Source organism: Paenibacillus humicus NBRC 102415 (assembly GCF_004000905.1).
GTDB classification, from domain to species: domain Bacteria; phylum Bacillota; class Bacilli; order Paenibacillales; family Paenibacillaceae; genus Paenibacillus_O; species Paenibacillus_O humicus.
The window spans coordinates 1-26,756 of the sequence record NZ_BIMD01000036.1 but is presented as its reverse complement, the minus strand read 5'-3'; the positions used below and the strand labels follow the sequence as shown (position 1 = coordinate 26,756).

General features: G+C 59.6%; 21 protein-coding genes and 1 pseudogene. 17 read left to right on the top strand and 5 right to left on the bottom strand.

Annotation, left to right across the window (positions count from 1 at the left end; genetic code table 11):
• The first annotated feature begins 55 nt into the window (after positions 1-55).
• A complete protein-coding gene (locus tag PHU01S_RS18860; RefSeq protein WP_127509187.1) occupies positions 56-1,033 on the top strand; it encodes a ring-cleaving dioxygenase in 978 nt (325 codons plus the stop codon).
• A gap of 137 nt (positions 1,034-1,170) precedes the next feature.
• Here the strand turns inward: PHU01S_RS18860 and PHU01S_RS18855 are convergent, their stop codons facing one another.
• Positions 1,171-2,085: an NAD(P)/FAD-dependent oxidoreductase gene (locus PHU01S_RS18855; protein ID WP_048746074.1), complete on the bottom strand. Its 915-nt coding sequence runs from the start codon at positions 2,083-2,085 to the stop codon at positions 1,171-1,173.
• A 310-nt stretch (positions 2,086-2,395) separates the two neighbouring features.
• Complete coding sequence (locus tag PHU01S_RS18845) at positions 2,396-2,854, bottom strand: RrF2 family transcriptional regulator (protein WP_048746041.1); 459 nt, start codon at positions 2,852-2,854, stop codon at positions 2,396-2,398.
• Positions 2,855-3,154: 300 nt separating this feature from the next.
• Here PHU01S_RS18845 and PHU01S_RS18840 point away from each other — a divergent pair, with 300 nt between their 5' ends.
• The gene (locus tag PHU01S_RS18840) at positions 3,155-3,391 is read left to right on the top strand and encodes a P-loop NTPase family protein (RefSeq protein ID WP_127509181.1); all 237 of its coding nucleotides are present in this window, start codon (positions 3,155-3,157) and stop codon (positions 3,389-3,391) included.
• Positions 3,392-3,886: 495 nt separating this feature from the next.
• Here PHU01S_RS18840 and PHU01S_RS18835 read toward each other — a convergent pair whose 3' ends face one another.
• Positions 3,887-4,597, bottom strand: coding sequence for a FadR/GntR family transcriptional regulator (locus tag PHU01S_RS18835; protein ID WP_048746043.1), 711 nt, complete (start codon positions 4,595-4,597; stop codon positions 3,887-3,889).
• A 160-nt stretch (positions 4,598-4,757) separates the two neighbouring features.
• On the opposite strand from PHU01S_RS18835, the gene PHU01S_RS18830 reads away from it, so the two are divergent.
• The 5 genes from PHU01S_RS18830 to PHU01S_RS18810 all read left to right on the top strand — a co-directional run bounded on the left by PHU01S_RS18830 (position 4,758) and on the right by PHU01S_RS18810 (position 9,954).
• The gene (locus tag PHU01S_RS18830) at positions 4,758-6,173 is read left to right on the top strand and encodes an FAD-linked oxidase C-terminal domain-containing protein (protein WP_127509178.1); all 1,416 of its coding nucleotides are present in this window, start codon (positions 4,758-4,760) and stop codon (positions 6,171-6,173) included.
• A gap of 55 nt (positions 6,174-6,228) precedes the next feature.
• Positions 6,229-7,599: a (Fe-S)-binding protein gene (locus PHU01S_RS18825; protein ID WP_048746077.1), complete on the top strand. Its 1,371-nt coding sequence runs from the start codon at positions 6,229-6,231 to the stop codon at positions 7,597-7,599.
• 468 nt (positions 7,600-8,067) lie between these two features.
• Positions 8,068-8,646 carry a TMEM175 family protein gene (locus PHU01S_RS18820; RefSeq protein ID WP_048746044.1) on the top strand — a complete coding sequence of 193 codons (579 nt, stop codon included), beginning with the start codon at positions 8,068-8,070 and terminating at the stop codon, positions 8,644-8,646.
• 500 nt (positions 8,647-9,146) lie between these two features.
• Positions 9,147-9,395 carry a GNAT family N-acetyltransferase gene (locus PHU01S_RS18815; protein WP_127509174.1) on the top strand — a complete coding sequence of 83 codons (249 nt, stop codon included), beginning with the start codon at positions 9,147-9,149 and terminating at the stop codon, positions 9,393-9,395.
• 118 nt (positions 9,396-9,513) lie between these two features.
• The gene (locus tag PHU01S_RS18810; protein ID WP_127509170.1) at positions 9,514-9,954 is read left to right on the top strand and encodes a GNAT family N-acetyltransferase; all 441 of its coding nucleotides are present in this window, start codon (positions 9,514-9,516) and stop codon (positions 9,952-9,954) included.
• A gap of 130 nt (positions 9,955-10,084) precedes the next feature.
• Here PHU01S_RS18810 and proS read toward each other — a convergent pair.
• Positions 10,085-11,616: pseudogene (gene proS / locus PHU01S_RS26710) on the bottom strand (proline--tRNA ligase).
• 648 nt (positions 11,617-12,264) lie between these two features.
• On the opposite strand from proS, the gene PHU01S_RS18800 reads away from it, so the two are divergent.
• From PHU01S_RS18800 to msrA, 4 genes are all read left to right on the top strand, one after another.
• Positions 12,265-12,741 carry a DUF6843 domain-containing protein gene (locus tag PHU01S_RS18800; protein ID WP_164763112.1) on the top strand — a complete coding sequence of 159 codons (477 nt, stop codon included), beginning with the start codon at positions 12,265-12,267 and terminating at the stop codon, positions 12,739-12,741.
• A gap of 5 nt (positions 12,742-12,746) precedes the next feature.
• On the top strand, positions 12,747-12,941 hold the full coding sequence (locus PHU01S_RS18795) for a hypothetical protein (protein WP_048746048.1): 195 nt from the start codon (positions 12,747-12,749) through the stop codon (positions 12,939-12,941).
• Between the two features lie 114 nt (positions 12,942-13,055).
• Positions 13,056-14,672: a gamma-glutamyltransferase family protein gene (locus PHU01S_RS18790; protein WP_127509164.1), complete on the top strand. Its 1,617-nt coding sequence runs from the start codon at positions 13,056-13,058 to the stop codon at positions 14,670-14,672.
• Positions 14,673-14,833: 161 nt separating this feature from the next.
• Positions 14,834-15,787 carry a peptide-methionine (S)-S-oxide reductase MsrA gene (msrA, locus tag PHU01S_RS18785; protein WP_281279813.1) on the top strand — a complete coding sequence of 318 codons (954 nt, stop codon included), beginning with the start codon at positions 14,834-14,836 and terminating at the stop codon, positions 15,785-15,787.
• A 1-nt stretch (position 15,788) separates the two neighbouring features.
• Here msrA and PHU01S_RS18780 read toward each other — a convergent pair whose 3' ends face one another.
• The gene (locus tag PHU01S_RS18780; RefSeq protein WP_048746050.1) at positions 15,789-16,028 is read right to left on the bottom strand and encodes a hypothetical protein; all 240 of its coding nucleotides are present in this window, start codon (positions 16,026-16,028) and stop codon (positions 15,789-15,791) included.
• Between the two features lie 281 nt (positions 16,029-16,309).
• Here PHU01S_RS18780 and PHU01S_RS18775 point away from each other — a divergent pair, with 281 nt between their 5' ends.
• From PHU01S_RS18775 to PHU01S_RS18750, 6 genes are all read left to right on the top strand, one after another.
• The gene (locus tag PHU01S_RS18775) at positions 16,310-16,642 is read left to right on the top strand and encodes an ArsR/SmtB family transcription factor (protein ID WP_048746052.1); all 333 of its coding nucleotides are present in this window, start codon (positions 16,310-16,312) and stop codon (positions 16,640-16,642) included.
• Between the two features lie 109 nt (positions 16,643-16,751).
• A complete protein-coding gene (locus PHU01S_RS18770) occupies positions 16,752-17,864 on the top strand; it encodes an NADH:flavin oxidoreductase (RefSeq protein ID WP_048746054.1) in 1,113 nt (370 codons plus the stop codon).
• 492 nt (positions 17,865-18,356) lie between these two features.
• On the top strand, positions 18,357-21,878 hold the full coding sequence (locus tag PHU01S_RS18765) for a response regulator (protein WP_246029276.1): 3,522 nt from the start codon (positions 18,357-18,359) through the stop codon (positions 21,876-21,878).
• A 27-nt stretch (positions 21,879-21,905) separates the two neighbouring features.
• Positions 21,906-23,120 carry an ATP-binding response regulator gene (locus PHU01S_RS18760; RefSeq protein ID WP_021879996.1) on the top strand — a complete coding sequence of 405 codons (1,215 nt, stop codon included), beginning with the start codon at positions 21,906-21,908 and terminating at the stop codon, positions 23,118-23,120.
• Positions 23,117-23,509, top strand: coding sequence for a hypothetical protein (locus PHU01S_RS18755; protein ID WP_127509161.1), 393 nt, complete (start codon positions 23,117-23,119; stop codon positions 23,507-23,509). Before PHU01S_RS18760 ends, PHU01S_RS18755 begins: the two co-directional genes overlap by 4 nt.
• Complete coding sequence (locus PHU01S_RS18750) at positions 23,430-26,432, top strand: glycosyl hydrolase (RefSeq protein ID WP_127509158.1); 3,003 nt, start codon at positions 23,430-23,432, stop codon at positions 26,430-26,432. Before PHU01S_RS18755 ends, PHU01S_RS18750 begins: the two co-directional genes overlap by 80 nt.
• Positions 26,433-26,756 lie beyond the last annotated feature (324 nt).

Genomic DNA, 26,756 nt, shown 5'->3' with positions numbered 1-26,756 from the left:
TCGGTGTTCGAACGGATGAGGATCGGTTTGGTTTCCATAGAAGGAGGTAACGACGATGGCTGCAGCATTGAAAGGCCTACATCATTTTTCCGCTTTTACCGCCAAGGCGTCGCTGAACTATGATTTTTATACTCGAGTGCTTGGCATGAGGCTGGTCAAGAAGACCGTCAATCAAGACGACACCAGCATGTACCATCTGTTCTACGGGGATGAAAAGGGAAATCCGGGAACGGAGCTGACGTTCTTCGAGATGCCGATGGCAGGCAGGAACCGTCCCGGCACAAGCAGCATCTCGTCCTTGTCGTTGCGGGTCCGCAGCGACGAGGCGCTGGAGTACTGGGCGAAGCGCCTCGATGAGCATGGCGTCGACCGCGACGAGGTGCGGGATCGCGCCGGCCGCGCCACGCTGGCATTCCGCGACCCGGAAGGGCAGCGGCTGGTGCTCGTCTCCGACGAGCACGGAGCCGGAGTCGCCGCAGGCACGCCATGGGAGCTGAGCCCTGTTCCGCAGGAATACGGCATTACCGGGCTCGGCCCGGTACAGCTCACGGTCGCCAACGCGCAGCCGACTGTCGCCGTGCTGACGGAGCTGATGGGCTTCCGCCGCAAAGGCTCTTTCCCTGCTTACGAGGAAGGCCAGCCAGACGTCATCGTGCTGGAGACGGGCGAGGGCGGCAGCGGGGCGGAGGTGCATGTGGAGGAGCGCTATGATCTGGAGCGCGAGCGGCTTGGCCGCGGCGGCGTCCACCATGTCGCTTTCCGCGTCGAGGACGAGGAGGAGCTGCGGGCCTGGGTGGGCCGCATCCAGAGCGCCGGCTTCCCGAACTCCGGCTTCGTGGACCGCTTCTACTTCCGCTCGCTCTACTTCCGGGAGCCGAACGGAATCCTGTTCGAGCTGGCGACGGACGGACCGGGCTTCGATACCGACGAGGAGCTGTCCGAGCTCGGCGAAACGCTGGCGCTGCCGCCGTTTCTCGAGGGGCGGCGGGAGCAGATCGAGGCGAATTTGAAGCCGATCGATACGAAGCGGTAATGTGCAAGGAAAAACAGATTAGGGTTCCCGGAGCAGATTTCTGCCCGGGAACCCTTTTTGGCATTGTCCGGCGACGCGGGTTGTTCCTTTTCCCCGATTTTCGCCGATAAGCGGCGCAGACGAGCCGGCAGGCTCGCTTAAATCCGGTTAGTCCAATCCTCTTCTGCGAGCTCGGACACGATGCCTGCGGCTGCGACAGAGCCCATCGAGGCGGCGACAATAGCTTGATTCATCGGCGTGGCCGCGTCTCCGGCCCCGAATACGCCCGGGATGTTTGTTTTGCCCCGTGCGTCCACGTCCAGCACTCCCTGATCGTTGTTGATGCAGCCGAGCGCGACGGGCAGGTCGGATCCCGGCGCGAGCTTGGAAGCGAAGAAGATTCCGCTGCACGGCACGGAGGTGCCGTCCTCCAGAAGGACATTCGTAACGATGCCATCGCTGGATTCAATTTGCCTAATAGGGGAAGCATACAAAGGAATTCCGCGCGCGGCCAGCTGCTCCCGCTGTTCATCGACCTGTTCATCCGGTCCATTCGTGCAGATGGCGATATGACGCGACCAGCCCGACACAAGCTTGGCGAAGTGGAGCGCGTGAGGGCCATTGACGATCAGCGCGAGCGGTTTGTCCCGCAGCTCCCAGCCGTCGCAAAAGGGGCAGACGAAAGCGCTGCGGCCGTACACATCTTCAAGCCCGGGAATATTCATAGGCAGATCCTTCTTGCCTGAGGCGAACAGCAGCTTTTTGCTCCGGTAGCTCTCGCCGCTAAGAGTCGTCAACCGGAAGTCGCCGTCGCTTCCCGCAATCTCAACCGCTTGATCGCGGATGAAGCGGACCGACGGGTAAGCTGCAATCTGCTCCCTTGCGACCCTTCTGAACTCCCCGGGACTGATGCCGTCGCGAGTTAAAAATCCGTGGGTTGCATGGGTGACCCGGTTGCGCGGGCGCTCCTCGTCGATCACGAGCACATTTCTGCGGGCTCTGCCCAGGACGAGAGCGGCGCTCATGCCTGCCGGCCCGCCTCCGATAATGATGCTGTCCAACCGTTCTGCCATGTTCATCCCAACCTTTCTGGATCTTTTATATCCATAATAACGGCGCAAGAAGCCTCTCGGCTTGATGCCCGGTTCCCGCATCCCGCAGCCTCTGAACCTGCAGCCCGGCCCTCGAAGCCCGCAGCCTCAGCACCTGCAGCCTGGTCCCCGCAGTTTGCAGCCTCAGCAGTGGTCCCCGCAGTTTGCAGCTCTCTTCACTCGCAGCCCGCCGCTTCTGCACCTGCAGCCCGGTCCCCGCAGTTTGCAGCTTTTTCACCCCGGCCGGTTCGACGCCTGCCATTCCCATATCTTCATGATGCCGCATGCTTGTTCAGGCACGGTGCTCTGGGCTGCAAGAGAAGGAGGCCGCATCCAGAACTCCCTGGATCGTATGCTGCTTCAGATAGTCCAGCATCTGGCGCTCGGCGCCGTCCATGACCTTTTTTACCAGGCACTCGCATCCGGAGGCGTCGGCTTCGGCAAACAGCTCGTGCTGATGCTCGTTGGCGGCATGGCATTCATACATCTGCTGCCGCCCCTCCACCACGGAGATGACATCGTAGAACGTAATCTCGCTCCCGGGGCGCGCGAGCTCGTAGCCGCCGCTTGCTCCCGTAACGGCGCGGACGATGCCGTCCTGACGAAGCTTGGACATGATCTTGGACAAATAGCTCTCCGGCAATCCTTGCTTGGAAGCCAGCTCCTTGATTCCTACATACCGGCCGCGTTCCGCCTGGGCCAAGTGGATGAGAGTGTGAAGGGCGTATCCTGTGCTTTTGGAAAATTGCATGCGCGGTGTCTCCTTGCGTGAAGCGTTCATTATTATGGATATCTTATGTCTATAATAGGGCAAGGCCGTTCCGGATGCAAGCGGACTATACGAATAGGCCCGGCGATCAGCAACGGACGGTCCTCCGTTTCTGCCGCGGGCGGATGTGCTGTCACGAGAATGTAAGAAGAGAGGGCTATCATCGGGGGGATTTGATTTCATCCTATTGGAGTGAATAGAAGATGGCACAGCTCAGAACAAGATCGAACTGAAGAAAATATACGGGGTGGAGCCCAATCAGGGGAGCCGGACGGAGTTTCCATGGAAGCGCCCGAGGGGGAGTCGTCGCCATTGTCGGCTTGTCGGGAGATCCGGCAGCGCAGCGGCAAGTCGACACTGCTTCGCATGCTCGGGGGCTTGGACATTCCTTCTGGAGGACAAGTCATCGCGGAGGCGAAATTCCTGTTCGACATGGAGGAAGAGGAAAGGATCGTCTTCCGCAGGCGTCGGATCGGCTTCGAGTTCCAGCAATTCAATATGTTCTACAATCGCCTCTAACAACAGGTGTATCGGACATAGGATCCGCTATTTGAGGGAATTCATAGGAATTGGTTGATTATCGGACATAGGATCCGTTATTTGTGAATTTTTATTGAGATAAAAATAATGCGGAGTGGAATAACGGAACGTATGTCCGATAAAGGTGAAATTGGCTTTACAGCGGCCAAATAACGGATCGTATGTCCGATAGCAGCTGTATAAGGGTGCCGTTTTATTCTTTCTAGCCGATGGGATGCGAGTCTATTGTTGATTTGCAGGATCGGACGAGCCGCAGCGGCAATAGGCAGAGAGGTCCGAGCCAGACAGTGTCCTATTGTAGAAGGGCAGAATCGGACGAGCCGCAGCGGCAACAGGCGGTTCGCGCCGATCAGCTTCAGAGAAATAGGGGCTCAAGCTGCCATAGCTGCAAAGCTGCTGGCTCGAGCTGCCAGAATTGCAAAGCTGCTGATTCCCTATTTGCTGCCAGAAAAGTCTATGTCCGAGCCGAGAGTTTCAAAGCCGGCCCTTGATGCCCTTCAGCACATCGATGACCTTGTTCAGATGCTCGCCGAGCACATGCTCCGCAAGCTTGGCGTCTCCGGCCTCGATGGCATCATAGATGCGCCGGTGCTCCCCGAGCAGCCGCTGGGCGGTGCCCCTCTCGCGGTAGAACCACAGCTCGCGGGTTTGGGAAATGGAAGACGCGAAGCGCTCGGCGAGGGATTCCATCATCTGCGCGAGCAGGGTATTGCCCGAGGCGGCTACGATCGCCATGTGGAACTCGGTGTCGGCGCGCTCGCCGGCCTCGGTGTCGCCGGCCTCGAGGCTGCTCTCCATCGATGCGAGAATCTCGCGCAGCCGCGCCAAATCGTCCGGTGCGCGCCTTGCGGAGGCGAGCGACACAGCCCCGATCTCCAGCACCTTGCGAACTTCCAGCAGCTCGGTCAAGGAGCCCGCATTGTGGAACATCTGGTCCGCGCCTTGCTTGGGATCACTGGGTAATACCGACTTGACGAAAGTGCCGCCGCCCTGGCGCACATCCAGCCAGCCGGTCGCCTTGAGCGCGCTGGCCGCCTCGCGGACCGTGGAACGGCCGACGCCGTACGATTCCGCCAGCTCCACGACGGAGGGCAGCCGCTGTCCGGGCTCCCAGGCGCCCGAGCGGATCTGTTCCAGCATATGTTCGGCTACAAGCTCATGGCCTTTGGCTTGGGTGATTTTCATCGCGACCTCCCGTGGCATCCCAAAAACATTCTATACAATGAAATCAGTATAGCATATAATGAGTTCCAAAGTCATCAGATGACCTGATGATTTAAAGGGCATATCCGTATGTCTGCGCGGGTGAACGTAAGCTTTCTACAGATGGGAAGGGGAAATGATCATGCTGGATCCGGCCATGGCGAGACGGCTGCGGGATATCGTAGGAGAGAAGCATTTCAGGGACGATCCAGAGGCGAGAGTCGCTCATTCCTATGACGGCACGCCCATGCTCCAGAGCTTGCCGGACGGCGTCATTTATCCGGACTCGACCGCTCAGGTGTCCGGGATCATGAAGGTTCTTGCAGAGTACCGCGTACCGGTCGTGTCTCGAGGCTCGGGCTCCAACCTGTGCGGAGGCACTGTCCCCTTGCAGGGCGGCATCGTCATGGTCATGCACCGGATGAACCGGCTGCTGGAGGTCGACATGGACAATCTGACGGCAACGGTGCAGCCGGGCATGATCACCGCCGCGTTCACCGAGCATATCGAATCGCTCGGGCTGTTCTACCCGCCGGATCCGAGCAGCATGAAGATCTCGACGATCGGCGGCAACATCAGCGAGTGCTCGGGCGGCCTGCGCGGGCTGAAATACGGAACGACCAAGGATTACGTGCTCGGTCTCGAAGCGGTCCTGGCCAATGGAGAAATTCTTCGCACCGGCGGCAAGCTCATGAAGGATGTGGCCGGCTACGATTTGACGAAGCTGCTCGTCGGCTCGGAGGGCACGCTGGCCATCATTACGGAAGCGACCTTGAAGCTCGTGCCTCCGCCCGCCGGCAAAAAGACGATGCTCGCGATGTACAAGGACCTGTACGGCGCAGCCCGGACCGTCTCTCGGATCATCGAGAATAAGATCATCCCGGCAACGCTGGAAATTCTCGACAACCCGACGATCCGGGTCGTCGACGATTTCGCCCATCTGGGATTGCCGCGGGATATGGAAGCGATTCTGCTGATCGAGCAGGACGGCGATCCCGAGGCGGTCGAGCGGGATATGGAAGCCATAAGGCTCATCTGCGAAGCCGAGAAGGCCGACCGGGTCGAAGTCGCCCAGACTCGCGAGGAGGCGGAAAAGCTAGTTGCGGCAAGGCGCAGCGCGTTTACGGCGCTGGCAAGGCTGCGTCCGACGACGATTCTCGAGGATGCGACCGTTCCCCGCTCCCGCATCGCGGACATGGTGCTGCGCATCCGGGAGATCGCGGACAAGTTCGGCGTGTCCATCGCAACCTTCGGGCATGCGGGAGACGGCAATCTTCACCCGACCGCAACGACCGACGCCAGGGACACGGAGGAGGTCCACCGGGTCGAACAGGCTTTCGCGGAAATATTTGAAGCGGCCATCGAGCTTGGCGGCACCATTACCGGCGAGCATGGGGTCGGGGCCGTGAAGGCGCCGTTCCTGGAATGGAAGGTCGGGGCGAGCGGCATCGCCGTCATGAAAGGCATCAAGGATGCGTTCGACCCGCATCATCTGCTCAATCCCGGCAAGATGTTCGCCGGAGAAACTCGCAAAAGGGTGGTGATCGACCGTGGCTGATGGAATCCATGGAGGCCTCGGATTGGCGGTACAGCCGCATTCGGGACCGGGAAGCCTGCTCGGCAAGCCGGATGTGCGGCATGCCAATCCGGTGTCGAGAACGGTGCTGGCCAAGCTGGACTACGACCAGCTGACCAACTGCATGCGCTGCGGCTTCTGCCTGCCTGCTTGTCCGACATTCCGCGAGACGGGGCTGGAGCCGGAGTCGCCCCGCGGCCGGATCGCGCTCATGAAGGCCGTCGCCGACGGCATCATGGAGCCCGACAAGGCGTTCGCCGAGCAGATGAACCATTGTCTCGGCTGCCGGGCTTGCGAGCCCGCCTGTCCTGCCGACGTCAAATACGGGCAGCTGCTGGAGCAAGCCAGGGACGCGATCGAGGACCACGCGCAGCACAGCCTGCCGGCGAAGGGCGCTCGGAGGCTGTTCTTCAAGGATGTGCTGCCGCATCGCTCCCGCTTGAAGTGGCTCGGACGCTCGCTCTCCTTCTATCAGAAATCCGGTCTCCGGCAGGTGGCTCGCGGAACGGGCATCATGAAGCTGTTCCCGGCGGCCATGCGGGAGATGGAGCAGATTCTTCCCGATGCTTCCGGGAAAGGCGTCGTAGACCGCATCGGCACGGTCGTTCCAGCCAAGGGCGAGCCGATCGCACGCGTCGCCCTTTTCCGGGGCTGCATCATGGACGTGCTGTTCAGCGAGACGAACGTCCGCACGGCGGAGCTGCTGGCTGAGGCCGGCTTCGAGGTCGTCATCCCGGACAATCAGGTGTGCTGCGGAGCCTTGCATGCTCACAGCGGAGAGCTGGATCAGGCGAGAGGGCTTGCCCGGTCCAACCTGGACGCCTTCCGGGATGCGGGCATCCAGCATATCGTCTCCAACGCCGGCGGCTGCGGCGCGCAGCTGGCGGAATACGGCCATCTGATGCATGGAGATGAGCAGTATGCAGAGCTGGCCGTCGAGTTCGCTTCCCGCGTCGTCGATGTCAGCCAGCTGCTGCTCAGCAGCGACAGGCTGCCGGCCTTTACGGAGCAGAGCGGCAGCGTACGTGTCACTTACCAGGACTCCTGCCATCTCCGCAACGGAATGAGATCCTCGGGAGCACCGAGGCAGCTGATCCGCCAGGTTGCTGGCGCCTCCTTCGCCGAGATGAAGGAAGCCGACCGCTGCTGCGGCTCCGCGGGTATCTACAACGTCACGCAGCCGGAGATGGCGGGGCAGATTCTGGAGCACAAGATGGAGCATGCCAACGCTACCGGCGCGGCCTATCTGCTCACGAGCAATCCCGGCTGCCTGCTGCAGATGAAGCTCGGGGTGCAGAAGCACGGGGACCCGGCTGCGATGAAGGTCATGCATGTCGTCGATTTCCTGCACGAGCGCATGGGAGAGCCGGCAAGCCTCTCTGCGGCAGGGAAGCAAGGATGGCTTTAAGGCACGGAGGTAGTCTTGCATAAAGGCAGGTACCGACAGATAGCCCGCTTCCGACTAGTCGGAAGCGGGCTTGTTTGGTTCCACGGACGCACAGGGAGAAATGAAGCCCTCAAAAACGCATGGAGCGTAAGGGGCGAGGATGCTCCTCGTTCGCCTTGAAGGAGCTTGAATTGCATCCAGCTCATTTGCAGTCATAAGGTATCGCGGCGAGCTTCAGCCGCTTTGCTTGCGAGGGTTCAAATCTTGCGGTTAAATTAAAATGGACACAAGAATAGAGGGAGCGGGATCATAAACCAAACCCGCTATTCCAGTTGTCCTAGATGAGCGGATCACGCCAACGTCTCATCCGTACAATGTGCACACGGTCATCGTACGCCAGAAGAAGTGGAGCGGGTTAAAGCCATTTAATTAATGTAGAGTAATAAAAGCTCTCCCAAAAGCGAGAGGAGAGAAAAAGGAGGAGATATTCTGAAAGCGAATCGGATGGAAGCGTTCAGCGATGGCGTTTTGGCGATCATCATTACGATCATGGTACTGGAATTTAAATTGCCGGAAGGCCATGACTGGTCTGCTCTGATCGAACTTGGTCCTAAATTCCTCAGCTACATCTTCAGTTTCATCTACATCGGCATTTACTGGAACAATCATCATCATTTGCTTCATATGGTAAGAACGATGAACGGACGTTTGATGTGGCTCAACTTGCTGCTTCTATTCTGGCTATCCCTTGTGCCTTTCACGACAGCCTGGATGGGGGAAAGCCATTTTGCCGCCACCCCAACCGCACTGTACGGTACTATTCTTCTCCTAGCGGCGCTCTCGTACTGGCTGCTTCAGCGCGCCATTATTAACCAGCATTCCGGTGATCTCTCCTTCATCATGGCGATGGGCAGAGACTGGAAGGGGAAATTATCTCCCTTGCTCTACTTGATAGCGGTCTTGACCGCGTATGCCAGTCCTTGGATATCCGGCATCTTCTTCGTACTCGTTGCGGTGATCTGGTTCGTACCCGATAAGCGTATCGAGCATGTGCTTAGAGGCCAGTAAGTAAAAAGCCTGCCCTCCTTACCCTCTTCTCAGCGCTGCTCGGGCGACCATGTCTCCCCTGCAACTTCTGATCGTGCTCTTCGGCTGCATTCCCGTGCATTTCGTGGAAAGGGCGACGGCCTGGCGCACGTCCAATCTTCCGGCATGCCGCGTTTCACCGTCCCATTCGCCGATTATAAAACATCTAAGCCGCAGCCTATTGCTTGTGGCTTCTTTTCATGCTGATGCACCACACGCTGTGAACCGGATCACGTTTTATGCATTCGACATATGCGGAGATGCACAATGTAGAAATCTTAGATTTAAGCTCATTGATAAACATACGGTGTTAATACTAGATGTTATAAGTACAGATTATATACACGATTGCATGGCCGTTTCTGTGGCAGCAGCTGATCGAAAAATTTTGAACAGGGAGGAAGTCAATCATGCTGTTTCGAAAAGCGGTTCCAGCCGATATCATGGGTTGCTGCTGATGATGGAGTGGTTGTATCGACAGCATGTTTTTGCTTATGCCGATTCGCCGATTTGAAAATCCTTCCGGATTGGTTGCGTATATGACGAATGTCTTCACAGTCCCAGTCTACCGTCGCCAAGGCATAGGATCCAAGCTTGTTCATGAAGCGGCAGAAGATTTGAAGATACAAGGAATAAGAAAAATCCTGCTGCATTCGTCTGATATGGCTAACCCGATGGATGAAAGTCTTGGTATTGCTGAAGGGAAGAACTGCATGTCAATAAATATTTGAAGCTAGCATGTTCTCAAGTCTATTGCCTTTACTATCTCTAAATAGTAGATTTGTACGTTTAACCTATCTCTGAACGAGTGTATTTAGGAGCTGCTATTCGTCCAAGGAGGATCAAAAAATGGAATGCCGAACGGAAGTTTCGCTGGCTGGGAACTCGGAGTTCTATGACTTTCTGACCGCCAAGCTGAAGGAGTTCAACAACGAGCAATCCTTCCATCATCGGGAGAAGAGGAAGGAAGGGGCCATTCAGCCGCTGCATATCATGCTCAAGGACGACGAAGGGAGCTGGAGAGGCGGGCTGACTGCCCAGGTGCTCTGGGGATGGCTGGAGATCGGGTATTTCTGGCTGGAGGAGGAATTCAGGGGTCGAGGAACCGGCTCAGGGCTGCTCGCTCAAGCCGAGGAGCTGGCCAGGCAGATGGGAGCGGTCAGATCGAAGGTGACGACATTCTCTTTCCAGGCGAGAGAGTTCTACGAGAGGTACGGATACGAGGTCGTAGGCGAGATCGAGGACTATCCTCCCGGCAGCTCCTATTACTTCCTGGTCAAAAAGCTGTAGGCACGGCAAAAAGGCAGACCTTGACGGCTGCCTTTTTTCGTTTGTCCTTTGTCGTCTTGTTCTTGTTTCGGGATCGATTCGGTCCAGATGTCTGCCAGCCGGTCAGGCTGGAAGCGGCCAACTCCCGGAACTAGCTTCCAGTCCGCAGGGCTTGCACCATCTCCAGCACCCGCTGCGCCGCTTCTTCCGCGGCCAGGCTTGCCTTGTCCGCGCTGCCGCGCCGGACAAACTCCACCTTGCCGTCCGCCGCATCGCGGCCGACGACGATGCGTGCCGGAATGCCGATGAGATCGGCATCCTTGAACTTGACGCCGGGCCGCTCGTCGCGGTCGTCGACGAGCACCTCTGCGCCGGCCTCCTCCAAGCGGAGGCGCAGCTTGTGCGCGAGAGCCATCTGGACTTCGTCCTTGACCGACACCGGAATGACATGGACGTGGAACGGAGCCAGCGCCGCCGGCCACACAATGCCGTTCTCGTCATGGGATTGCTCCACCGCTGCGGACAGAAGGCGCGAGACGCCGATGCCATAGCAGCCCATGATCATCGGATGCGTTTTGCCGTCGGCGTCGAGGAAGGTAGCCCCCAGCTTCTCGCTGTATTTTGTGCCGAGCTTGAATACTTGGCCGATCTCGATGCCGCGATGGAACAGGAGCGCGCCTTCCCGGCATTTCGGGCAAAGGTCGCCTGCCTGCGCGTTGCGGAAATCGCCGACAACCGCTGCCCTTAGATGCCTTCCCGCATGAACGCCGCGGATATGGAAGTCCTCTTGAGAATCTGCGAGGGAGGCAGCTCCAGAAAAGCGGTCAGCTGTCCGATCGTTCGAACGCCGGGCGTATGGATTTTTTCGGGCTCCGAGGCAAGGGCCGCGGGTGCCGGTTCATCCTTGTGGCTGCTGTCGTTCCCGAATAGACGGCCCGGCTCCGCATCGTTCGCCGACTTCCGTCCTGGCTCGGCTTTCTCGAGATTGGCGGCATACCCGCAGCAGGTGCAGGAAGCGATCGTATCCTCTCCGATGGAGGCAAGAGCCATGAATTCATGCGTGCCTCCGTCGCCGCCGATCGTTCCGGCATCGGCTTCGACGGGGCGGAAGGTCAAGCCGAGACGGCTGAAGATTCGGTTGTACGCCTCGAACATCGTTTGATAGGAATGGTCCAGCCCCTCTTGGGTCGTATCGAAGGAATAGGCATCCTTCATCAGGAACTCCCTCCCGCGCAGCAGTCCGAACCGGGGGCGGCGCTCGTCCCGGAACTTGGTCTGAATCTGATAGACCGTCAGCGGAAGCCTCCGATATGAGGATACCTCATCCCGCACGAGAGAGGTGACGACCTCCTCATGCGTCGGACCGAGCGCGAACTCCCGGTCATGGCGGTCGCGCATGCGCATCAGCTCCGGACCGTAAGCGTCATAACGGCCGGACTCCCGCCACAGCTCCGCCGGCTGCAGCGCGGGCAGAAGAACCTCCTGGGCGCCGGCCTTTTCCATTTCCTCCCGGATGATCTGCTCGGCCTTGCGGAGAACTTTGCGTCCCAGCGGCAAATAAGAGTAGATGCCGGCGGCGGTCTGCCGGATGAAGCCTGCCCGCAGCAGCAGCCGGTGGCTGGCAGCCTCGGCTTCGCCGGGAGTGTCGCGCAGGGTGGACAGAAGCAGCTTGCTTTGAAGCATGAAATCCCCCTCCTTGGGTGATGTACCTATTCGTCAAAGGATGAATGGGCCGGATAAAACAAATAAGACGCATTCGTCAACGGATGAATGGGCCGCATAAAACAAAAAAGACCCATTCGTCAACGGATGAATGGACCGCATAAAACAAAAAAGACCCATTCGTCAACGGATGAATGGGCCGCATAAAACAAAAAAGACCCATTCGTCAACGGATGAATGGACCGCATAAAACAAATAAGACGCATTCGTCCAGGGACGAATGCGTCGCGGTACCACCCTGAGTTCGGCTCCGGCCGGACTGGCGGCAGGAAGCCCTTGAGACGGATAACGGCAGGAAGCCGGCGCCGGGCCTGCGGACAGGCACGGATGCAGCTCGCAAGGTGGGGATGCCGGGGTTCGATGCGGGAAACCTTGCAGCCTGGGGGTTTCCTCTCTGGACGGCGAACGGCGGGGCATGCTGGCCTTGGTCACAGCAGATGCGGATATCGGGTTTTTTCCACCATATCGGAAACCGGTTGCAAGGTCAAGAAGAGAACGCGGGAACGCGGAAGCCATGCGCGGCAAATTGAAGCCGAAACAACTATGGCGGTCAAGGCGTCTAACAACTAATCGATGAAATAACGCTTGAAACGGAAAGGATGCCGCGGCATGAGCAGCAGCTTGAAGAAAAACAGGTCCCTGCTGGGGGCGCTGACGGTGATATCGGTCTTATTGCTCCTGTATCTGCTCCTGTTCAAGCCCGCTTCCGGACATCGCTACATCGTTCCGGAAGGGTATGCAGGCTGGGTGGTCGTCGTCTTCGGCCAGCAGGGCAGCGCGCCTCTGGAACGCAAGGACGGGGACTACGTCTATCCCATCGACTCGACCGGATGGCTGCGGACATCCAGCCCGATGAAGCCTGGAAGCGTGAAGCTTTATTACAGGGCTGCCGACGGCAGCGTCAAGCCCGATTCAGCCGGGGTTGCACTCGTCAATCGCGGGGGAACGCATGGAGGCTCTCGTTCGGAAGCGGGCGGGGAGCAGGTCGAGCTGCCCACAGTCGTCGACTTCTACGTCGGAACGGAAGAACAGTACGAGCAGCGGACAAGCGAATCGCCGCGTGCCGAAGCATGGAGGAGGCCGTGAGCGGAATGGATGCATCCTTTGCCTGGGTAGCCGTCCCGGTTTTCGTCGCCGGTGTCGGGCTTTTATTCGTCCGTAGAAGGAAATTCGGAAGCTGGAGTGGAAAAGGGTTGGGGATGATGCTGATCCTGTTTTCGATCCTGGCGCTGCTGGCGGCCGTTCTGCTAGCCGGTTCCGACGATATTCACAATTACGGGCATTAGCCTGAACATTAATGGGACACGCCCCCCAGCCAACCGCATTAACGACTGCACACGTAGAAAATCGGCTTTGCAGCCGAACATCTTGCATTCCACCCAGGAGGCTTACCCATCGCCATGACCTTCGATCCGCTCTATCATCCGCATCCTTCCTATCGTCTTCCCACGTACTCGCGCAATGGAATGGTCGCCACCTCGCAGCCGCTCGCCGCTCAGGCCGGCCTCGATATATTGAAAAAGGGCGGCAACGCCATCGACGCCGCGATCGCGGCAGCTGCGGCGCTGACGGTCGTGGAGCCTTGCTCCAACGGCATCGGCGGCGACGCCTTCGTCCTGGTGTGGACGGAAGGCCGCCTGCATGGCCTGAACAGCAGCGGCCCGGCTCCGGCTTCGATCTCCATCGACGCCGTGAAGGAGCGGGGCCACTCGGAGATGCCGAAGTTCGGCGCCATCCCCGTCACCGTGCCGGGAGCGCCGGCCGCATGGGGCGAGCTGTCGCGCCGCTTCGGCAAGCTGCCGCTGATCGAGGCGCTGGAGCCTGCGATCCGCTACGCGGAGGAAGGCTTCCCGGTGTCCCCGACCGCGGCTTATTACTGGGAGCGCGCCGCCCGCATCTACCGGGAGAGGCTGCCTCAGAATACAGCCCGCTCCTGGTACGATACGTTCGCTCCGGGCGGCAGGACTCCGGCGGCGGGCGAGCTGTGGCGCTCGCCTGGACATGCCCGGGCGTTGGCCTCGATCGGCGAGTCGGGCGCCGACAGCTTTTATCGCGGAGAGCTCGCGGAAGCCATTGCAGCTTATGTGCGCGGCGAAGGCGGATTTCTGACCGCGGAGGATCTCGCCGCATTCCGGCCGGAATGGGTGGACCCCATCCATGTGAACTACCGCGGCTACGAGGTGTGGGAAATTCCGCCGAACGGCCAGGGGCTGATCGCGCTGCTGGCGCTCAACATTTTGGGCGGAATGGAGTTCGCTCCGGACAGCCTGCTCGCTCCGGGGGCTCTGCACCGCCAGATCGAGGCGACGAAGCTCGCATTTGCCGACGGCCTCAAGTTCATTACCGATCCGGCCCATATGAATATCACGGTCCAGGATCTGTTGTCGGCTTCCTACGGGGATCTGCGCCGGGGAATGATCGGTCCGCAGGCTCGGATGCCGGAGGCGGGCGAGCCGTCCTCGGGAGGCACCGTCTATCTGGCGGCCGCCGACGCCGAAGGCAATATGGTTTCCTTCATCCAGAGCAACTACATGGGCTTCGGCTCCGGCCTCGTCGTGCCGGGAACCGGCATCGCGCTGCAGAACCGCGGCAGCGACTTCTCGCTGGATCCTGCCCATGCCAACGCGCTTCAGCCCGGTAAAAAAACGTACCATACGATCATCCCGGGCTTCCTGACCCGCGGCGGGGAGGCGGTCGGACCGTTCGGCGTCATGGGCGGCTACATGCAGCCGCAGGGCCATGTCCAGGCCGTCATGAACATGGTCGACTTCGCCCTGCATCCGCAGGCCGCGCTCGACACGCCGCGCTGGCAGTGGCATAAGGATCTGTCGGTTTCCCTGGAGCCGCATTTCCCGCTGGCGGCCGCCCAGGCGCTGGAGCGGATGGGCCACCGGATCACGCTGGAGTCCGGCTTCGGCTCCTTCGGCCGGGGGCAGATCATCCTGCGCGATCCGGCAAGCGGCGTGCTGTGCGGAGGCACCGATTTCCGCACCGACGGCACCGTGGCGGGCTGGTAGCCCGCACCGGAGTCATGCCGTATAAGCGGCGCTAGACGGATCAAGAGGGGGCAAGAGCGTTGAGCCAAGAAGGAAAGCCGGAAGCCGTCGGCAGCCAGGGAGGCGGCGAAGCCGCATGTACGGAGAGGAAGAGCACAACCGCCTCTGTCCCTGCATCCGGCCTGAAGCAGGCGACCTTCGCGGGCGGCTGCTTCTGGTGCATGGTGCAGCCATTCGAGGATCTGCCCGGCATCGAGTCGATCCTGTCGGGCTACACCGGCGGGCATGCGGACCATCCGACCTACGATGCCGTCGCTTCGGAGACGACCGGGCATGCGGAAGCGGTCCGGATCGTATACGACCCGGATCTGTTCCCGTATGAACGGCTGTTGGACATCTTCTGGCAGCAGATCGATCCGACCGACTCGGGCGGCCAGTTCCAGGACCGGGGCGCCTCGTACCGGACGGCGATTTTCTATCATGACGGCGCGCAGCGGCGGCTCGCCGAGGCATCCCGCCGGGAGCTGCAGTCGAGCCGCCGCTTCAAGGGCCGGATCGTGACGGAAATCGTGCCGGCCGGCCCTTTCTATCCGGCGGAAGAGGAGCATCAGAATTACCACCGCAAGAGCTTCGGCCATTATCGGCTGTACCGGCAGGCCTCGGGGAGAGACGAGCATGCCGCCAAGCATTGGCCTGCCCTGCTGCCCGACGGGGAGCTGCGAAGACGGCTCAGCCCGCTGCAGTACGAGGTCGTCCGCCATGGCGCGCAGGAGCCTCCGTATGACAATCCGTATTGGAACAACAAGGAAGACGGCATCTATGTCGATGCCGTCGGAGGCGATCCTTTATTTTCGACGATGGATCAGTTCGACGCAGGGGATGGCTGGCCGGCATTCCGCAGGCCTTTGCACGAAGGGCTGCTGCGGCGCGAAGCGGATCTGTCGACGACGCCGCCCCGGATCCGGCTCAAGGCAAGGCTGAGCGGAGCTTGTCTCGGCCACCTGCTCGGCGAAACGGGCAGCAGGCAGGGAGGGCATTACCGGATCTTCTCCGCCGCGCTTCGGTTCATTCCCAAGGAAGAGCTGGCCTCGCAAGGTTACGCCGGCCGGCCCGCGCTGTGGAGCCGGGGCTCTTGAATCAGGCGTAGTTCAAAGGACTGCCCTCTCCGGCCTTTTCCTGAAGATGCGGAGCCCAAGCCTGGTCGAGCGTGCGTGTCATGACAAGGCGAAGCACGAATTTGCCCAGCTCGTCGAAGCTCAGACGCTTCAGCCCGGCGATGAAGTCGTCGGTCAGGACGGAATCGTCCAGCACCTCCTTTACCACTTCAATAACCGTATGCACACGTGCTGTATGTTCAAGTTCATCGATGGATCTCATAAACGGGAATTCCCCCTTAGCGAATATAAGGCCGGCTTGCATGGACAGGCCTGGCCTTGCGGAATTGGCGAATGATGGCAGCCCCTCCGCCCGTCAAATTTTAGCACGGCGAAGCAAGCGACAAGCGCAGTCTGAATAAATACTAATGTGGTTATCATTTTTCTCATGGGCCGTGGCAGTCCGGCAAAGCGACGATGGGATCGCAAGGAAGGTTCATTCTTCTTCGGCGTATTCTTCTGTTATAATAAAGGCAAACTACCGGGTAGAAATGGGTGTGAGCGATGAACCAAGACGATAAGCTTGCCGTGCTGAAAGCTCTCTCCAACGAGACTCGCCTGAATATTCTCTGCTGGCTCAGGGAGCCTGAGAAGCAGTTCAGCGCCCAGCCCTGCGAGGTTCAGAATGAATTTCCGGGCAGCGTCTGCGTAGGCAGCATTCAGGAAAAGGCCGGGCTGACCCAGTCCGTCATCTCCTCTTATCTGTCCTCCATGCAAAAGGCGGGTCTGCTGGAATCTCGCCGTTACGGCCAATGGACGTACTACAGGCGCAACGAGCAGGGAATCGAGAATTTCCTGGCCGGTTTCGCGTCGGATCTTCAGGGTAAAGAGAACTGAAGCGCTCAAGCTCGGCACAGGGCTTGCATTTCATCGATTTAATCTATATATTCATGATTGTAGATATATAAGGCATCCTATACCGCATCACACAGGAGGAGAGACCAAGATGACTCTGTCCAAAACCGCAGCAGCGCTTTTCCAGCCTTTCGAAGGCGGCAAGCTGAACCTAGATACGCGGATCGTAATGGCCCCTATGACCCGCGGCTTCTCGCCGAAAGGCGTTCCCGGCCCTGACGTGGCCGGTTATTACCGTCGCCGTGCCGAGCACAGCGTCGGCTTGATCATCACCGAAGGAACGGTCATCAACCATCCGGCGGCCGCCGCCGACCGCGACGTGCCCCACTTCTATGGGGAGGAAGCGCTGGCAGGCTGGGAGCGCGTCGTCCGCGAGGTGCATGAAGCCGGCGGCAGGATCATTCCGCAAATCTGGCATGTGGGCACCGCCCGCGAGAGGGAGAAGTTCCCGGAGTCCGACGCTGCCCCGATCGGCCCTTCCGGCCTCAGCCTCACCGGCCAGCCCGTGTCGGAGCCGCTGACGACGGAAGAAATCCGCGGGCTTGTGCAAGGCTACGCCCAAGCGGCCGCCGACGCCAAGCGCATCGGCTTTGACGGCGTGGAGATCCATGGAGCGCACGGCTATCTGATCGACCAGTTCTTCTGGGAGACGACGAACAAGCGCACCGACGAATACGGCGGCGATATGGTCGGACGCACCCGCTTCGCGGTCGAAGTCATCGAGGCGGTCCGCGCGGCGGTCGGTCCTGACTTCCCGATCGTGTTCCGCTTCTCGCAGTGGAAGCCGGTGGACTATGCGGCCAAGCTCGCTCCGACTCCGGAGGATCTCGAGAAGTTCCTCGCCCCGCTGTCCGCTGCCGGCGTCGATATCTTCCACTGCTCCACGCGCCGCTTCTGGGAGCCGGAGTTCGAAGGCTCCGACCTGAACCTGGCGGGCTGGACCAAGAAAATTACCGGCAAGCCTACGATTACGGTCGGCTCTGTCGGCCTCGACTCCGAGTTCACCAGCCTGTTCGCTGAAGGCAAAGGCGGGGAGGCGCAAGGAATCGACAGCCTGATCGAGCGCTTCGAGAAGGGCGAGTTCGACCTCGTCGCCGTCGGCCGCGCGCTGCTGGGAGATCCGGCATGGGCGGAGAAAATTCGCGGCGGCCGCACGGATGAGCTGCAGACGTTCACGAAGGAAGCTTTGGGTTCGCTCAGCTAAAGGCCTGCAGAAGAACCATTCCGCAGTCATAAAAATTCAAAGAAGCTTCATCCCGCATCGGCGGGATGAAGCTTTTTATCCTTTTCGGACTCTTTTTCCGCCGGCCATTTGTCGACCGTGACGGCTTCCCGCCGGCCGGCCGCTTCCATGCCGGAATGGCCGGACATGAACGCTCAGGCAGACCGGAATTCTGCTTTCGGCAGCTGATTTCTCCTTGCTCCCGCGCAACTTGCCCCCCTTTTCCATCGTTTCCATTGGAGATTGAGGGCCGGTTTTCCGCCTTTTTATAGGCAATCCGGCTGCTGCCGGATAGAGGTTTTTTATTGGCTTCCCTATCTGCGCCTATCAAACGAATACGAGGAGAAGTATAATGAATTGATTCCAGTGGACTAATCCGTCAGAGGTGAATAGATGAACATTCAGAAGAAAATTTGGACAGGCGTTGCCGTTTCTATTCTACTTCTAACTTATTTTGTAGCTTTGTCGTGGGTCATGTTGGACTCATCCTGGGCGATCGTTTCTACGGCGCTTGGGGCAGCCGGCATTGCCGCTGTCGGCTTCATTTCTATAGGAGCAGTCCGCAGCTTGCGGAGCGGCATGGCGCAGATCGCCGGCATCGCGAAGAGAATGGAGGAAGGCGAGAAGGTGGAGGAGGCCGGTCCGGCAGAGGCAGCCGGCGAGTTCAGCTCCCTGGCCGCGACGTTCCGCTCCCTGGCGGACACCCTGTTCAACAAGACGGAGCAGGAACGCTCCATGCGGCTGGAGGCGGAGGAGCAGGCATGGATCAATGCAAGCGTCTCGGAGATGGCCATTCTGCTGCAAGGGTCTATCGAGGTGGAGGCGGCTTGTCGGATTTTCATCCGCAAGCTGGCTGCAGCTGTCGATGCAAGCTACGGCTCCATGTATGTCGGACGCGACGCGAAGTATCATTTCGCCGCCGGTTATGCCCATGATGCCGGCGAGCTGCCGCGGGAGCCGATTCAGCCGGGGCAGGGCCTGGTGGGGCAATGCGCTTTGGACAAGGCTCCGCTGGAGCTGCGGCATATTCCCGATGGGTATATCCGCATCCAGTCGGCTCTGGGAGCCGCCGTGCCTTCCAGCCTGCTGGTCGTTCCCCTTCTTTACGAGGGGGAGACCGTCGCTGTCCTGGAGCTGGCCTCGTTCCGGGAATTCGCCGGCAAGGAGCGGCAGCTGATCGACCGCGTCAGCCACAATATGGGCGTGCTGATCAATACGCTGGCGGATGTGGCGAAGATCGACGAGCTGCTGCGCGAAACGCAGAACCAGAAGAAAGAGCTTGAAGCCCAGACGGAGGAGCTGCAAGCCCAGACGGAAGAGCTGCAAGCCCAGACGGAAGAGCTGCAGCATCAGACGGAGGAGCTGCAGGCTCAGACGGAGGAGCTCAAGGCCCAGGCGGACGAGCTTCATCTCCAGTCAATTCAGCTGGAGCAGTCCAATGACCAGCTGCGGCTAGAGACGGAAACGACGGCCAGGCAGAAGGAGCAGATCGAGATTCAGTTTCTGGAGGAGCAGGCGCAGGCCGAGCAGCTGCGGCTGCAGGCGGAAGAGCTGCGTGTGCAGACGGAGCAGTTGAAGGAAGCCGGCGAGATGGCGCTTCGCCAGAAGGAGGAGATCGAGCGTCAGGCCGACGAACTGAAGGATCAGGCGGAAGAGCTTCGCCTGTCGAACGAAGGGCTCAGGGAGCAGATGGAGCTGACGGAGCGCCAAAAGCGGGAGCTTCAGCTTCAGTCCGAGGAGCTGCAGGCCCAGACGGAAGAGCTGCAGGCTCAGACCGACGAGCTGCAGGCCCAGTCGGAGGAGCTGCAGGCCCAGACCGACGAGCTCAAGGTTCAAGCCGAGGAGCTTGAAATGTTCAATCATTCGCTGCAAGAGCAGATGGAACTGACCGAAAGCCAAAAGATCGAAATCAAAGCCCAGGCGGACGAAATCTATCTGGCCGCCCAGCACAAATCGGAATTTCTGGCCAACGTCTCCCACGAGCTGCGCACGCCGCTCAACAGCCTCCTCATCCTGTCGCAAATATTGGCGGAGAACAAGGAAGGCAATCTGCAGACCAAGCAGCTGGAATATGTTCATACGATCTACTCGTCCGGCAAGGATCTCCTGCAGCTGATCGACGAAATTCTCGATCTGGCCAAGCTGGAGACCGGCAAGATGACTCCTGTCATCGAAGCGACCGAGCTTCACGGCATCGCCGACCAGCTGTACCGCACTTTCGAGCTGCAGGCGCAGAAGAAATCAATCGCCTTCGACATCCGGATGGACCGCAGCCTGCCGGCTTCGATTCTGACGGATGGGCACCGGGTTCAGCAGATCATCCGCAACCTGCTGTCCAATGCCCTCAAATTCACGGAGGAAGGCTCCGTTTCTCTTCATATCGGTTCCGGCAGTCCGGCATCGCCGGGAGCCGGGCCGGAAGAAATCGTATTCGCCGTCGCGGATACGGGGATCGGGATTCCCGCGTCCAAGCTGGAGGCCATCTTCGAGGCCTTCCAGCAGGCGGACGGAACGACGAGCCGCAAGTACGGCGGCACGGGCCTTGGCCTGACGATCAGCCGAGAGCTGGCGGGCCTGCTGGGGGGGCGGATCGAGGCTTCCTCCATGGACGGACAAGGAAGCACCTTCAGCCTGATTATTCCGGCCAGACTGCCGGAAGCCGCGGCAAGCAAGGAAGCGGAGCCGATCTCGATCGCATCCGAATCGGAGAGGTCCGGCCAAGGCAAGTTCATGGAATCGTTCGTTCCGGACATTTCCATCTCCAATCCGAAGCTGCTGCAATTTTCCGAGATGGAGGACGACCGGGACGATCTGCAGCAAGGCGATACGGTGCTCCTGATCATTGAAGATGATGCCGACTTCGCGGCCATCCTGCTGCAGATCGCCCGGCGGCGCGGCTTCAAGGCGATCGTCGCCTTCCAGGGGGACCAGGGCCTCGCGCTCGCCCATGCCTACAAGCCGGACGCCATTCTGCTCGACACCGATCTTCCTGTCCTGGACGGATGGTCGATTATAAGCAGGCTGAAGAGCCGGCCGGAGCTGCGGCATATTCCCGTTCACGTCATCTCGACGGAGGACCGCGACCAGCAGACGCTCAGCCTCGGGGCGCTTTCCTTCTGGAAGAAGCCGAACGGGCCGGAGGAGCTGGAAGCCGCATTTCTGGACATCGAGTCGTACATCCGGCGCCGGGTCAAAAACCTGCTGATCGTCGAGGACAATGTCGATCTGCGCAAAAGCCTGGTCGCCTACATCGACCATCCCGACGTCCGGATCACCGCGGTCGGCACGGGCCGGGAAGCGATGGAGCAGCTGGCCGTCCAGCATTTCGACTGCATGGTGCTGGATCTGGGCCTTGCCGACATATCGGGCTTCGACCTGCTGGAGCAGGTGAAGACCAACCGCAAGCTGCAGACGCTGCCCGTGACGATTTACACCGGCAAGGAGCTCGGCAAGCAGGATGAGCTGAAGCTCAAGCATTATGCCGAGAGCATCGTCATCAAGAACGTCAGGTCGATGGAGCGGCTGTACGACGAGACCGCCCTCTACCTGCACCGCCGCACGGCGGACCTGCCGCCGGACAAGCAGCGCATCATCGAGAAGCTGCATAATCCGGAGGCTGCTTTCGAGGGAAGGCGCATTCTGCTCGTCGACGACGACATGAGAAATATTTTTGCCTTGTCCAGCGTGCTGGAGGGCTACAACATGGATATCCAGTTCGCCCAGAACGGCAAGGAAGCTCTCGCCATGCTGCAGAGGATGGAGGATGTCGATCTCGTCTTCATGGACATCATGATGCCGGAGATGGACGGCTATGAGACGATGAGGGCGATTCGCGCCATTCCGGCCTACGACAGCCTGGTCATCATCGCGCTGACGGCGCGGGCCATGGAAGAGGACCGGATCAAATGCCTGGATGCGGGAGCATCCGATTATATTCCCAAGCCGATCAACACAACCCAGCTGGTCACGATGCTCAAGACTTGGCTGATCAACTAACGACAACGAAAGACAGGTGGGGCTGGGATGGATTATCCCGTTAACATTCTGCTTGTGGACGACCGTCCGGACGAATATACGTCGATTGCGGCGCTGTTGGCCGACAAGCCTTATCAGCTTCTGGGAGCGGCTTCCGGCATGCTTGCGCTCAAAGCCTTGCTGGAGAACGAGGTCGCGCTGATCATCATGGACGTGCTCATGCCGGACATGAACGGATTCGAGACGGCCCGGCGCATCAAGATGAGAAAGAAATCGCAGGATATTCCGATCATCTTCCTCACATCGCTCACCTCGGAGCTGCAGGATTACATGAAAGCCTATTCGGCCGGCGCCATCGATTACTTGACCAAGCCGTTCCAGCCCGACATCCTGCGCAGCAAGATCGACGGCTTCGTGAGCCTGTACAAAGCGCGCAAGGAGCTCCAGATCAAGAGCGACCAGCTGCAGCAGCGGACGGCCGAGCTGGAGGCGAGCAACCGGGCGCTGATGGAACTGAAGGAAAAGGCGGAAGTCGCGCTGCGGATCAAGTCCGGGTTCCTCTCCATGATCAGCCATGAGATCCGGACACCGATGAACGGCATCCTGTCCATGTCCGAGATGCTGCTGGAGGCGGAGCTCAAGCCTCAGGACCGCCGCACGGCCGAGATTATCCATAAGAGCGGGCGAGGGCTGCTGTCCGTCGTCAATCAGATCCTGGATTATTCCAAGATGGAATCCGGCAAGATGGAGCTGGACTACCGGCCGTTCGAGGTGGAGGAATGCCTGGGAGAAACGCTTGATCTATTCAAGGGGCTCGCTCTGGAAAAAAACCTGAGCCTCGAATCCTATCTGGATCCGTCTGTTCCTGCGGTGCTGGAAGGCGATTCGAACCGTCTGCGGCAAATACTGATCAACCTGATCGGCAACGCGATCAAGTTCACCGAATCGGGCGGCGTCAAGATCTACGTGAACAAGAGAGACGAGACGGAGGAAACCGTTCAGCTCGAGTTCGTCGTGGAGGATTCGGGAATCGGCATTCCCCAGGAAAAGATGGACGAGCTGTTCCAGCCGTTCATCCAGCTTCAGACGCCGTTCGCTTCCAAGCAGGAAGGGACCGGTCTCGGCCTGTCCATCTGCAAGACTTTGGTCGAGCTGATGGGCGGAACCATCTATGCGACCTCCCAGGTCGGGGACGGCACCATGTTCATCTTTACGATGATCGCCGCTCTGCCGGCCGGCGGCCGGCCTTCCGTTTCCGCTTGAAGACCGGTTCTGCAAAAGAATGGACAAGCCCTTGGCCCGTGCTGCCAGGGGCTGGTTCTTTTTTTCGGGACGATTCCGATCCGGACGACAGCAAGGACCGGCAGGCGGCAAAAGCCGTCTTTTTTCATTTTCGCCGAGAATGTGAAAAAAAGGGAATAAACCCGAAAAAAGGTGCCTTTATCGGCCGGTATTGTGTTGGTACGATGATCACATACGGGGTCGTCCCCTGTATGAATGCATGGATGGGAAAGGAGCTGGAAAGACGAATCGGTTTTATGAAAGCGTTATCAAAAGTCGAGGAGGAACAAAATGAAGAAAATGACGGCGGGCCTGCTCATGCTGGCCCTTATTCTGTCCCTGCTGCCGGCGGGCAGAGCTACAGCCTATAACGGCGAAGTCGCGCTCGGCTCCGGCTCTTATTCCACGGTGCTGCCGGCCGGAGCGGTCGACACCCAGTCCAACATCTACAAGACGGCCAACGTCACGGGAGCGATGCCTACCAATGACTGGTGGAGCAACCTGGCTTGGGATACGTATTCCGAAGCCCAATATCCGCATCCGCTGGCGATGAAAAACGGCTCCGGAGGCATCCGCATCTATTATCCGGGCAACCGGATTACGGCGAACTCCAGCTGCGTCTGCGGCTGGATCAACGATATCCATGACTTCACGGTCGGGCATACGGCCGTCTCGAGCTTCCCCGACGCCAAGGTCGACGGCTTCAGCGACTGGTTCGTGAAGGCTCAATACAAGAGCGGCGCGAACGAAATGAACGTTACGTACGGGCACGGTTCTCCTTACGTGTACTTTACGTATGCGGGCGGCAGTCCGAAGGTGGACTTTTACGACGCTCCGACGATCTGGTCCGGCAGCGCAAGCACTCCGGTGCTAGGCATAACGGTGGCAGGCGCGCATTACGGGCTGTTCGGCGCGAGCGGCAGCACCTGGAGCGGCATCGGCGGCAAAACGCTGACGAACAACGGCAGCACGTATTTCTCCGTTGCCGTCCTTCCGGACAATACGCAGGCGACTCTGAACAAATACGCCCAGTATGCCTACTCGCATGTGACGGGAACCCAGGTGTCGTATGCCTACAACGCTTCGACAAGCAAGGTGACGTCGACCTTCACCTTCACGACGCAGGCCAAGCAGGGCACGCAGACGGGCACGATTTTTGCCCTCTATCCGCATCAATGGAAGAACAGCTCGAGCCCGCTGCTCTCCTACACGTACAATTCGGTGCGCGGCCTCATGAAGACGGGGGAAGGGAGCTCTTTCCAGACCGTCATGAATTTCAACGGCGTGCTGCCTTCCCTGCCGGACAAAGGCTCCTATGACCGCGCGCTGCTCCAGCAGTATGTGGACCAGGCGGAGGCAGAGACGTACAGCGGCGACGCCGACACCTACTGGGTCGGCAAGACGCTCGGCAAGCTGGCCTCGCTCGCTCCGATCGCCGACCAGATCGGCGACACGACGGCGGCGAACAAGTTCCGCAGCTCGATCAAGACCATTCTCCAGGGCTGGTTCAAGTCCAGCGACGCCGCCGGCAACCTCAAGAGCGGCAATGTCTTCTATTACAACCGCAACTGGGGCACCGTCATCGGCTATCCGGCCAGCTACGGCTCCAACAATGAGCTCAACGACCACCATTTCCATTACGGTTACTTCATCAAAGCCGCTGCGGAAATCGCCAGGACGGACAAAGCCTGGGCTTCCGCCTGGGGTCCGATGGTCAACCTGCTGATCCGCGACATCGCCAGCAGCAGCCGCACGGACACGATGTTCCCTTACCTGCGCAACTTCGATCCTTATGCCGGCCATTCGTGGGCTTCCGGCCATGCTCGGTTCGGGGACGGCAACAACAACGAATCCTCCTCCGAGGGCATGAACGCCTGGGCGGGCATGATTCTGTGGGGACAAGCGACGGGAGACACCGCAATCCGCGATACAGGCATCTCCCTGTACACGACCGAGATGAACGCGATCAATGAATACTGGTTCGACGTCACGGGCAGCAACCGCCCTGCCGGCTTCACCCGCTCTACCGCGAGCATGGTCTGGGGCGGCAAGACGGTAGGCGACGGCACCTGGTGGACCGGCAACCCGGAGGAAGTGCACGGCATCAACTGGCTGCCGTTCACGGGAGCATCGCTCTATCTGACCCAGTACCCGGATTACGCCGCCAAGAACTACAATGCGCTTGTATCCGAGAATGGCGGCACGAACTTTGATGCGTGGGAAGACTTGATCTATATGTACAGAGCAATCTCGAATCCGGCGGAAGCGAAAAGCTTCTGGAACGCGCGCGGCAACGCCCTCTCGGCCGAGGCGGGCAACTCCAAGGCGTTCGCGTACCACTGGATCTACAATCTGGATGCGATAGGCGTCCAGGACCGCACCGTGACGGCGAATACGCCGCTCTACGCCGTCTTCGTGAAAAACGGCGTCCGCACTTATACAGCTTATAATGCAGGCAGCTCCGCAATTACCGTCACCTTCTCCGACGGCAAGACGATGTCGGTGCCGGCGAACGGCTCGGCGACGGAAGGGGCCGGCGGAACGACGCCGACCCCAACGCCGACGCCGACACCAACACCGACCCCGACCCCGACCCCGACCCCGACCCCGACCCCGACGCCTGCTCCGTCGGCGGGAGCGATTCCGGGCAAGATCGAAGCCGAGAGCTACGCTTCCATGAGCGGCGTGCAGACGGAGGCGACAACGGATACCGGCGGCGGGTTGAACGTCGGCTACCTGGATACCGGCGACTGGATGGATTACAGCGTCAACGTCGCCCAGGCGGGAACGTATACGCTGCAGGCAAGGGTGGCGAGTCCGAATGCGACGGGACAATTCCAGCTGCGCTCCGGCAGCACGACGCTCGCTACGGTAACGGTGCCGAATACGGGCGGCTGGCAGACCTGGACGACCGTCTCGGCGCAGGTGCAGCTGGCAGCGGGACCTCAGACTCTCCGCGTCTACATCAGCGGTCCGCAGTTCAATATCAACTGGCTGCAGTTTGCTTCTGCAAGCAACGTGCTGACTTACACTGCCGCCGATTATACCGCGACAGTGACCAAGTCGGGCACGTCGGAAGCGCTTGTGTTCGCTCCCAAGACGGCGGCGGCTTACGTCGATGTCCATTACACGATCAATGGAGCCAACCAGCAGAACGTGCGCATGGTTCAAAGCGGAACCAACTGGACGCATACGATCCAGGGGTTGGCCGCAGGCCAGTCGATCGAGCTGTGGTTCACCTATGAGAAGTCGGGACCGCAATACGATTCGGCTCATTACACGTATACGCATTGAGGCGGTGGTTCCTTTAGCGGATCCTTTTGAATGGGTTCCGCAGCGAGACTGAGAATGCGGTCAAGAGAGTGGGAAAGAGGAGGTCGTCGTAACCGACGCCTCCTCTTTCCTTTGATGGCTAAGGTAGAGTTGGCGGAAAAAGCCGTCTAACTTGCTGCCCGAGCGTCACCGAGTCATCCGGGTTGGCCGAAAAAGCCGTCTAATTCGCTGCTCAAGCGCATCCCGAGCCGGAATAAGCCGAAAAAATCGTCTAATTCGCTGCTCAAGCGCATGCCGAGCCGTAATAAGCCGAAAAAAACGTCTAATTCGCTGCTCAAGTGCATG

Bases quoted from the DNA above. Each gene is read 5' to 3' on its own strand.
- PHU01S_RS18855 (WP_048746074.1), bottom strand. From the start codon at position 2,085: ATGGCAGAACGGTTGGACAGCATCATTATCGGAGGCGGGCCGGCAGGC.
- PHU01S_RS18800 (WP_164763112.1), top strand. From the start codon at position 12,265: ATGAGCAGCAGCTTGAAGAAAAACAGGTCCCTGCTGGGGGCGCTGACG.
- PHU01S_RS18795 (WP_048746048.1), top strand. From the start codon at position 12,747: ATGGATGCATCCTTTGCCTGGGTAGCCGTCCCGGTTTTCGTCGCCGGT.
- PHU01S_RS18760 (WP_021879996.1), top strand. From the start codon at position 21,906: ATGGATTATCCCGTTAACATTCTGCTTGTGGACGACCGTCCGGACGAA.
- PHU01S_RS18860 (WP_127509187.1), top strand. From the start codon at position 56: ATGGCTGCAGCATTGAAAGGCCTACATCATTTTTCCGCTTTTACCGCC.
- PHU01S_RS18815 (WP_127509174.1), top strand. From the start codon at position 9,147: ATGTTTTTGCTTATGCCGATTCGCCGATTTGAAAATCCTTCCGGATTG.
- PHU01S_RS18830 (WP_127509178.1), top strand. From the start codon at position 4,758: ATGCTGGATCCGGCCATGGCGAGACGGCTGCGGGATATCGTAGGAGAG.
- PHU01S_RS18750 (WP_127509158.1), top strand. From the start codon at position 23,430: ATGAAGAAAATGACGGCGGGCCTGCTCATGCTGGCCCTTATTCTGTCC.
- PHU01S_RS18770 (WP_048746054.1), top strand. From the start codon at position 16,752: ATGACTCTGTCCAAAACCGCAGCAGCGCTTTTCCAGCCTTTCGAAGGC.
- PHU01S_RS18845 (WP_048746041.1), bottom strand. From the start codon at position 2,854: ATGCAATTTTCCAAAAGCACAGGATACGCCCTTCACACTCTCATCCAC.
- PHU01S_RS18790 (WP_127509164.1), top strand. From the start codon at position 13,056: ATGACCTTCGATCCGCTCTATCATCCGCATCCTTCCTATCGTCTTCCC.
- PHU01S_RS18780 (WP_048746050.1), bottom strand. From the start codon at position 16,028: ATGAGATCCATCGATGAACTTGAACATACAGCACGTGTGCATACGGTT.
- PHU01S_RS18765 (WP_246029276.1), top strand. From the start codon at position 18,357: ATGTTGGACTCATCCTGGGCGATCGTTTCTACGGCGCTTGGGGCAGCC.
- PHU01S_RS18810 (WP_127509170.1), top strand. From the start codon at position 9,514: ATGGAATGCCGAACGGAAGTTTCGCTGGCTGGGAACTCGGAGTTCTAT.
- PHU01S_RS18775 (WP_048746052.1), top strand. From the start codon at position 16,310: ATGAACCAAGACGATAAGCTTGCCGTGCTGAAAGCTCTCTCCAACGAG.
- PHU01S_RS18835 (WP_048746043.1), bottom strand. From the start codon at position 4,597: ATGAAAATCACCCAAGCCAAAGGCCATGAGCTTGTAGCCGAACATATG.
- PHU01S_RS18840 (WP_127509181.1), top strand. From the start codon at position 3,155: ATGGAAGCGCCCGAGGGGGAGTCGTCGCCATTGTCGGCTTGTCGGGAG.